The organism is Blautia sp. An249 (assembly GCF_002159835.1).
Classification (GTDB): Bacteria; Bacillota; Clostridia; order Lachnospirales; family Lachnospiraceae; genus Blautia_A; species Blautia_A avistercoris.
The window spans coordinates 62,293-70,491 of record NZ_NFJL01000020.1 but is presented as its reverse complement, the minus strand read 5'-3'; the positions used below and the strand labels follow the sequence as shown (position 1 = coordinate 70,491).

Annotated in this window: 11 protein-coding genes and 1 pseudogene; 10 read left to right on the top strand and 2 right to left on the bottom strand. The window is 40.0% G+C overall.

Annotation, left to right across the window (positions count from 1 at the left end):
* Positions 1-46: 46 nt before the first annotated feature.
* The 6 genes and pseudogenes from B5F53_RS15905 (at position 47) to B5F53_RS15890 (ending at position 3,407) form a co-directional block, all read left to right on the top strand.
* Complete coding sequence (locus tag B5F53_RS15905) at positions 47-1,576, top strand: ABC-F family ATP-binding cassette domain-containing protein (protein ID WP_087225370.1); 1,530 nt, start codon at positions 47-49, stop codon at positions 1,574-1,576.
* A 449-nt stretch (positions 1,577-2,025) separates the two neighbouring features.
* Positions 2,026-2,238 carry a hypothetical protein gene (locus B5F53_RS15900; protein WP_140398260.1) on the top strand — a complete coding sequence of 71 codons (213 nt, stop codon included), beginning with the start codon at positions 2,026-2,028 and terminating at the stop codon, positions 2,236-2,238.
* A gap of 42 nt (positions 2,239-2,280) precedes the next feature.
* The gene (locus tag B5F53_RS15895; RefSeq protein ID WP_087225347.1) at positions 2,281-2,652 is read left to right on the top strand and encodes a type II toxin-antitoxin system PemK/MazF family toxin; all 372 of its coding nucleotides are present in this window, start codon (positions 2,281-2,283) and stop codon (positions 2,650-2,652) included.
* A 115-nt stretch (positions 2,653-2,767) separates the two neighbouring features.
* Positions 2,768-2,902 (top strand): hypothetical protein, encoded by a 135-nt coding sequence (locus tag B5F53_RS20595; RefSeq protein WP_275532210.1) that lies wholly within the window; start codon positions 2,768-2,770, stop codon positions 2,900-2,902.
* Positions 2,903-2,953: 51 nt separating this feature from the next.
* Positions 2,954-3,121, top strand: a pseudogene (locus B5F53_RS19970) (recombinase family protein); the annotation flags it as partial.
* Positions 3,122-3,137: 16 nt separating this feature from the next.
* Positions 3,138-3,407 (top strand): hypothetical protein, encoded by a 270-nt coding sequence (locus tag B5F53_RS15890; protein WP_242970352.1) that lies wholly within the window; start codon positions 3,138-3,140, stop codon positions 3,405-3,407.
* Positions 3,408-3,665: 258 nt separating this feature from the next.
* On the opposite strand, the gene B5F53_RS15885 is transcribed toward B5F53_RS15890, so the two are convergent.
* A complete protein-coding gene (locus B5F53_RS15885) occupies positions 3,666-3,971 on the bottom strand; it encodes a helix-turn-helix domain-containing protein (RefSeq protein WP_242970351.1) in 306 nt (101 codons plus the stop codon).
* Positions 3,972-4,112: 141 nt separating this feature from the next.
* Between B5F53_RS15885 and B5F53_RS15880 the strand changes: the two genes are divergently transcribed.
* Positions 4,113-4,355, top strand: coding sequence for a hypothetical protein (locus tag B5F53_RS15880; RefSeq protein WP_242970350.1), 243 nt, complete (start codon positions 4,113-4,115; stop codon positions 4,353-4,355).
* A gap of 45 nt (positions 4,356-4,400) precedes the next feature.
* On the opposite strand, the gene B5F53_RS15875 is transcribed toward B5F53_RS15880, so the two are convergent.
* The gene (locus B5F53_RS15875; RefSeq protein ID WP_087225364.1) at positions 4,401-4,979 is read right to left on the bottom strand and encodes a TetR/AcrR family transcriptional regulator C-terminal domain-containing protein; all 579 of its coding nucleotides are present in this window, start codon (positions 4,977-4,979) and stop codon (positions 4,401-4,403) included.
* 195 nt (positions 4,980-5,174) lie between these two features.
* Here B5F53_RS15875 and B5F53_RS15870 point away from each other — a divergent pair, with 195 nt between their 5' ends.
* From B5F53_RS15870 to B5F53_RS15860, 3 genes are read left to right on the top strand one after another with little or no spacing between them, the layout of a single operon-like run.
* Positions 5,175-5,819 (top strand): cytidylate kinase-like family protein, encoded by a 645-nt coding sequence (locus tag B5F53_RS15870; RefSeq protein ID WP_087225341.1) that lies wholly within the window; start codon positions 5,175-5,177, stop codon positions 5,817-5,819.
* Complete coding sequence (locus tag B5F53_RS15865; RefSeq protein ID WP_087225338.1) at positions 5,800-6,129, top strand: hypothetical protein; 330 nt, start codon at positions 5,800-5,802, stop codon at positions 6,127-6,129. Before B5F53_RS15870 ends, B5F53_RS15865 begins: the two co-directional genes overlap by 20 nt.
* A complete protein-coding gene (locus B5F53_RS15860; protein ID WP_087225335.1) occupies positions 6,126-8,198 on the top strand; it encodes an efflux RND transporter permease subunit in 2,073 nt (690 codons plus the stop codon). Before B5F53_RS15865 ends, B5F53_RS15860 begins: the two co-directional genes overlap by 4 nt.
* Position 8,199 lies beyond the last annotated feature (1 nt).

Sequence of the window (8,199 nt, the reverse complement as noted above, 5' to 3'; positions counted from 1 at the left end):
GATTGAAACTTCATCCCGGAACGGTTGGAACCAAGGTCCGGTCTCAGTGAGAAATCACGTCCGGAATATTCATTCTTTTGGTGATAATTATTTGTTTAAAGATACAGCGCTTTCACTGAATAAAGGAGAACATATCGGGATTGTTGGACAAAATGGTGCAGGAAAAAGTACATTGATAAAATTTTGCACAGGACAACTTATTCCAGATTGCGGAAGAATTGTATGGCAGCCAAACACAAAACTAGGGTATCTTGACCAGTATGCTCAGATTGATAAGCATACGACCATGAAAGTGTTTTTGCAGTCTGCATTTTCTGAATTATACGAAATAGAAAAACAGATGAATGAATTGTATAGCCAATCCGTAGATGGAAATAAGTTTAAATTAAATACAGCTGCAAAGTATCAAGAAGAATTAGAACGTAACGACTTTTATTTGATTGATACAAAAATAGAACAAGTGGCAACAGGTCTAGGTTTAATGGCGGTCGGCTTAGATAGACCAATAGAACAGATGAGTGGTGGACAGAGGGCAAAGGTTATATTAGCAAAATTATTATTGGAACAGTCTGACGTTTTACTATTAGATGAACCAACAAATTTTTTAGATAGAGAACATGTTATATGGCTTGCAGAATATCTTTCTGGTTTACAAAATGCGTTCATGGTAGTTTCTCATGATTATGACTTTTTAGAAAAAATATCTACAAGAATTTGTGATATTGATAATGAAAAAATCTCAAAATATTTTGGGTCTTATTCAGAGTTTAAAAGAAAAAAGACATTGCTTCGGGAAGACTATATCAGACAGTATGCGGCGCAGCAAAAAACAATAAAAAAGACAGAGGAATTTATCCGTAAAAATATAGCAGGAAGAAAATCAAAAATGGCTCGTGGCAGGCAGAAACAGCTTGACAGAATGGAGAAAATGGAAGCGATTGAACAAAAAGAAATCAAACCCATTTTTCGATTTCCCACAGTTCCGCTAACATCCACAGAGCATTTAAGGGTGCAGCATTTGGATGTTGGTTACCATTATCCTGTTTTATCAGATGTTAATTTTTCTATAAAAGGAGGAGAAAAGGTTGTCATTACAGGGTTTAATGGTATCGGAAAATCAACTTTACTTAAAACTCTTATAAATCAAATTCCATTATTAGGAGGAAATTTTCATTTTTCGGAGCAGGTAAAGATCGGGTATTTTGAACAAGATTTATCTTGGACAGATACCACAAGGACACCGATACAAATCGTTTCAGACGCTTATCCATCACTTGTTATAAAAGATATAAGAAAACGTCTTGCAGGTTGTGGTATTTCAAGCAAACATGCGATGCAAGAAATTGGTACTTTAAGTGGCGGTGAACAAGCAAAAGTTAAAGTTTGCTTGCTGATGCTGAAACCATGCAATTTTCTTATTATGGACGAACCTACAAATCATCTTGACATACTGGCAAAGGAGGCATTAAAGACTGCACTTTCAGAGTTTGATGGTACGGTATTATTGGTATCGCATGAAGAAGTATTTTATCGAGGTTGGACAAACAAGTTAATAAATGTAGAAAAGAAAAAATAGATTAAAAATCCGTTTTAAAACGAGGTTACAGATAAGGTAGCCCACCAAATAAAAAAAACAGAGGTTGGTGGGCAGCTTTGTCACGCCTATAATATGAAATCCCCCCATTCTCTGTTTTGAGTTTGGAGGGATTTTTTTGTGTTGGTCTGATGCCGCCACTCCGCTGCTTATCAGAAGCAGCAGTTATCTACATAACACGAATTGACGAGGATAATCTGTTAAAAAAATTCTTGCTTTTGCGAGGTACTCTTACACCCCTAAAACAGATGTAAAATATCTACATAATAGAAATAAAAACACCTATATCCGCATTGGCTTGACAGCCTTTGCGGATTTTCTTTTGTCGATTTTTGTTGAGTTACAGGACAAGCCTGCTTTTGGCGTGGGCTGTCGCTCCCCACCTCACAATCTGGATTTTTCAAAAAAATTCAGATTGGAGGAAAGCAAAAGTGTTCGACAACACAAACCCATATACCATTCGCATTGAGGAAATGAATGGTCAAAAACGCTACTTTGTAGCCTTTGTAGATGGACAAGGTATCTTCCGAGAAGCGGAAGTGTCTTATGAGGTTTATGCACAGTTTTGCCGTTTCGTTAAATACAGAGCCTTGTTTTATGCTCTCCCGACCTTAAATACTTCCTTGTGTCTAGCTGCTACATAGGCAGGATACTCCTGCCTAAATCCAAATGGGAGGTCAAACACTATGGATAGAATTATTAAGCGTGGCGACATTTACTACGCAAATCTAAATCCCGTCATCGGCTCGGAGCAAGGTGGTACACGACCTGTACTTATCATTTCTAATGATATAGGGAACAAGCACAGCCCGACGGTTATTGTAGCGGCGATCACAAGCCGTGTGCAGACGAAAGCGAAACTGCCGACACACACAATAATCAATGATTTTGAGGGGCTTGATAAAGGCTCGATTATCTTGCTTGAACAAATCCGCACGATTGATAAAAAACGCCTGCAAGAGTATTTAGGAACTCTTGACGGGCGTTTTCTTCCTGCTGTTGATACAGCTCTGGCTATCAGTGTTTCGCTTGAAAAAAGAGTGGATAGAAATGTGTAAATATGAATGTGCGAGTGAATTTGCACATTCGCCAAAGGACGGCTGTATCTCTATAATTTAGAGTGTACAGCCGCTTTGCTTTTGCGGAGGTATTCAGAGGGAAAATGCAAAAATATTGGAAAATGCAGAACAACAGTCAGATAGTGTAACTGATGAAAGAAAAAACTTTGACGCCTTTATTGGTGCTATGGTGCAGATGGTAGAAAAATACGGAAAATCAGTTTTGCAGGATTTAGATTGTGTTGCGTAATCTTACGCAACCTTACATATCGCATTTTCCTAAATTATCGGAGGTGGCAGAATGAACAGGGAAGGAAAAAAATGTGTTTTATATCCAAGAGTAAGTACAGAAATGCAGGTTGATGGATATAGCCTTGAAGGGCAGAAAAACAGTTTGAAACGATTTGCAGACCGAGAGGAAATGGAGATTGTAGCTGTATATGAGGACGCAGGAAAGTCGGGAAAATCTAAGAAGTTCTATTGAGATGGAAGCTATTACTCTGGAGAATGTTTATAAAATAATGAAGAATTTTGGAAAGCTTTATGCTATAATGAGCGATGAAGAAAAGAAAAGCGTTATTTCTTATCTTATAAAAGAAATTCAAATATATCCAAACGGAGAATCGGAAATGCCTTTGAAGTCAATAGAGTTCAATTTTCCGATATATCGTGACGGCAAGGAGGTACGGAAAGTTTTGTGGGAAAAAGGTAATACCGTTGAGACCGTAGTATTGATGTCACGGACTGAAAAATAAGGAACTGAAAAAGTGTAGGAAACAAGGGATTTCCGGGAGTGTGGACTTGTCAGAGGACAGGTTTCGATTCCCGGATTTTTTCGTTTGCTTACTCCGTGGAAACATATCGAAGGGAAAAACGGGCGGAGGGTTGAGTACACAGGATTGATATGGGGTAGGTTGAGAATACAGGATTGTTAAATGAGGGTTGAGGATACAGAATGGTTAAAAGCATGAAAAAAGCACATTATTTCCGTCCGGTTGGAAATAATGTGCTTTTCAACTTCTCCTGGTGTCAATCAGTGCAAGCAGCGCCTGTTTCTGATCGTCTTTTAAAGTACTCCATTTTGCAAATAAGATGTGCTGTTCTTCTGTCAATTCGGAGCTATTCCCTTCCGTAAAGAACTGCGCCAAAGTAATACCAAATGCTTTGCAGACCGCTTCTAAGGTCGGCAGCGTCGGAGCGTTATTCCGATTGAACATATTTGTGACCGTGGAATGGGAGAGAGTGGATTCCTTTGCTAGCCTGTAATCCGTCCAGTTTCGCTCTTCCATGAGTTGTCTTATGCGTTTTTGCGCATCCATGCCATCACCTGCCTATCTGTATCTATTCTAATTCCCAAAAGGGTGTTATAATAGTCACAATCAGTAGATAGTATATTTCCCTTAAAGGTCATAGAGTTAGTATGGCAGGAAAAGGGGAAGGTTATGTGGCAGGAGGTGCGGATGTTGGAAAAGGAAGAACACTTATTTGAGAGGCTGGCTCGTGAAAGGAATATCACGGTTGAAGAAATGCGGGCGATTATTTCTGCCCGCATAGAAAAAGGATGGAACGATCCAGATTTGGAAAAAAGGGCTCAATGGAGGAAGATTCCCTGTACCGGGGATATTCCCACACCGGATGAATGGCTGCAATACTGCCTGAAACAGCTAAAAGAAGAAGGGCGAGAGGATTTGCTGTGGCTATAAAAATCATAAAGTATAAAAATATTTTACTTATCTGATGTTTTTGTTTTAAGTGATTTTTTTCTCCTTTAAAACTGCGGGAATCGTAATCTTAAAGATTGATAAAAGATTTTTTAAAGTCGTTTCTTTATCCTGAGAAATATTGTTCTTAGTCCATTCGATAAGTAATCCGGCAGAGGCTTCCGTATAGAATTCTGCTAAAAAGTCTTTAAATTGTGGTTCCAGTTGTACCCCCAGTTCTTTTTCTCCTTGATCAATCGCGCTGTAAATGATTGAAAAAAGATCATTATGAAAAAAGCGTTTGATTTCTTCATAGCCCATAGAGTCGAAAGCCCCGTTTATGATGTAATCATTTTTCTCTGCATATTCCATTACAAAACGAATCGTTTCTTCGGTATTAACAAGAAGGTCAAAATTTTTTACAATCTCAATTGCTTCCTGTTCCAGCATCCATTTTAAAAGAGCATAAATATCCTGAAAATGATAATAAAAGGTTTTTCTGTTTATATTACAGGCGGCAATCAATTCGCTTACCGTAATTTTAGAGAGTTTTTTTATTCTCATGGATGCTTTTAACGCTTCTGACAGGGCCTGTTTGGTTTTTAAAGACATTTCTTCGTTGGTCATATTCTTCACTCTTTCTTTTTCTGTGTTTCTGTTTATTATACACCTGACCGGTATCATAAGCAATTTTCATTTCCCGGTCAATTGTATCTCATTTGTCCTATATTACCCATTTAACAGGGGTTTGACCTTTGTACTTTCTTGATCCGATTACTAGAATAAAAAGCTGGAAATAAACAAGAAAGGAAGAGGATAATCATGTTAGTTTGTATTGCCCGTGAATTTGGAAGCGGCGGTCATGAGATAGGAAAACGACTGGCACAGATGCTGGGATATGCCTTTTATGATCAGGAATTGGTAACAGAGGCAGTCAAGAAAAGCAATATTTCCCCAGATACACTGGAGAATGCTGATGAAAAAAGAGAAAGCCCGTGGCTGCATCGCATTTTTTATGATGATGGAAATAAAGAACTGCGAGGTGTAACAGCGAATGAGGCTATGTTCCGAATGCAGAGTGCCGTTATTCTGGAAGCAGCACAGAAAGAGCATTGTGTTTTTGTGGGACGTTGTGCGGATGATGTACTGAAAAGAGCCGGAATCAAACGACTCAGCCTTTTTATAACAGCGCCGTTCCATGATCGTGTAGACAGAAAAATGCAATTAACCGGTATGGATGAAAAATCGGTAACTTCTCTCATTCGTAAAACGGATAAACAGAGAAAAAGCTATTACAATTTCTATGCAGATGGGAGCTGGGGAAAACCATATAATTTTGACCTGTGTATCAACAGTTCTGCCTGGGGAATTGAACATACCGCAAAGGCCCTGGCGGTACTGGTCAGACAAACAGAGGGAGTATTTGAAAAGAAAGGGGAAAAAGGTAATGTGGAATCGCCTATATGATATTACTATGCAGACACCTATTGGTAACAGATATGGATCGATGAATGTAACTGTGAACCAGAATCATGTGGATGGTATCCTGACCATTTTGAAAAAAGCGATCCCTTTTGACGGTTCTATTTGTGAAGACGGCAATTGCAGGATTTCCGGACAGCTGATTACGCTTATGCGCACCATTCCATATGACGCAGTCGGGCGGATTACAAAAAGTTCTCTATGGCTCATACTAAAAGGAGAGCAGGAAACATTTGAAGTTTCTGGCAGTGTGTCGGATTCCTACGTTTCTGCTCCAAAGGAGCAGACGCTATGAGAAAGTTTTATCAGACCATTGTAAATCATCCCAAGAAAATTATGATAACTTTTTTAGCCTTGGCCATAATCGGCGCTGTTTTGCGGGGGATGATTCCGGTGAATTATGACATGACGGATTATCTTCCGGAGGACTCCTCATCCACAATCGCACTGGATATTATGGAAGAAGAATTTGAAGGCGGTATTCCCAATGCCCGTGTTATGGTAAAAGATGTCACGATACCAGAGGCGTTGGAATATAAAGAACAAATTGAGAACTGCGAAGGTGTGGCAGGAGTCACATGGCTGGATGATGCAGCAGATATTTTACAGCCGCTGGAAACTCTGGATACAGATACGGTTGAAATTTACTACAAAGACCAGGCAGCGCTTTTTACCGTTACGATTGAGGATGGAAAAGATGTGGAAGCGGTAGATGCAATCAGGGCGATTGTAGGAGATGAGAACGCTCTTACCGGGGAAGGGGTTTCCACAGCAGCAGCGACAACAGGCACTGTAAACGAGGTCCGTAAAATCAGTTTGATCGCCATACTGTTTGTATTTTTTATGCTGATTCTTACGACTACTTCATGGAGCGAGCCAGTATTGGTTTTGATTGGACTGGGAGTGGCAGTACTTATAAATTCAGGCAGCAATCTGATTTTTGGAGAAATTTCTTTTGTAACCAATGCTGCGGGAATGATTTTGCAGGTGGCTGTGTCACTGGATTATTCTGTATTTCTGATCCATCGATTTGAAGAATGCCGGAAAGAATATTCTGATCCAAAAGAAGCGATGGTAGAAGCCTTGTGTAAATCTACCAGCTCCATACTGTCCAGTGGGCTGACCACGGTGATTGGATTTCTGGCTCTTATGTTTATGCAATTTCAGATTGGACCAGATCTGGGAAGGGCATTGGCAAAAGGGGTGGCAATCAGTTTGATCACTGTATTTATCTTTATGCCAGCGTTGCTTCTGCTTACCTATAAGTGGATGGAAAAAACAAAACACCGCAGCTTTCTTCCAAGTTTCCGGGGGCTGGGAAGAGTGATTTACCGAACGATGCTCCCACTCGCAGCGGTATTTCTGATTTTGATTGTACCAAGTTATCTGGCATCCAATTCGAACTCGTTTTATTATGGATCATCCCATATATATGGGGAGGAAACTCAAGTTGGACAGGACACTGCGGCTATTGAAGACCTTTATGGAAAAAGCGATACTTATGTAGCTATGGTTCCACGGGGAGACTTGGCAACAGAGCAGGAATTGTCAGATGCGCTGCATAACATTCCACAGGTAAAAAGTATTCTTTCTTATGTGGATACCGTTGGAGCAGAAATTCCTATAGAGTATTTAGATGAGGATACAGTTTCGCAGCTTGTTTCTCCGAATTACAGTCGGTTTGTCATCACGGTAGAAGCGGCATACGAAGGGGAGGAAACCTTTCAATTGGTAGAAACCATCCGGGATACGCTGAATACCTATTACCCGGATTCTGGTTATTTGGCGGGAAGCGGCGTCAGCTCTTATGATCTGATGGATACCATCACTGCTGACACGGTAAAAGTGAATTTAATCGCAATCGGGGCAGTATTTCTGGTATTACTACTGACGATGAAATCCATTTCTCTGCCAGTGATTTTGGTGTTGGCCATTGAAACGGCGGTTTGGATCAATTTGGCATTGCCTTATTTTGAAGGCGCTACGGTGTTTTATATTTCTTATTTGCTCATTAGTTCTATTCAGTTAGGAGCTACCGTGGATTATGCTATTTTATTTACAGAGCGATACTGTGAATTCCGAAATACCATGCCAAAGAGAAAGGCAATTTCTGAAACAGTCGCTGCCGTAACGTCATCTGTAATGACATCGGGAGCAGTTCTGGCAGTGGTTGGATTTTTGCTGGGCTTTATCTCTGATCACGGGATTTTGGTACAGCTTGGCATGTTTTTAGGAATTGGAAGTCTGCTGTCTTTGGCAATTGTCCTGTTTGTTTTGCCAGGTCTGCTATATCTGTTGGATAGCGTCATCCAGCATACAACTTTAAAAACGAGATTTTATAAACAGCCAAAGGAGGAATCATGAA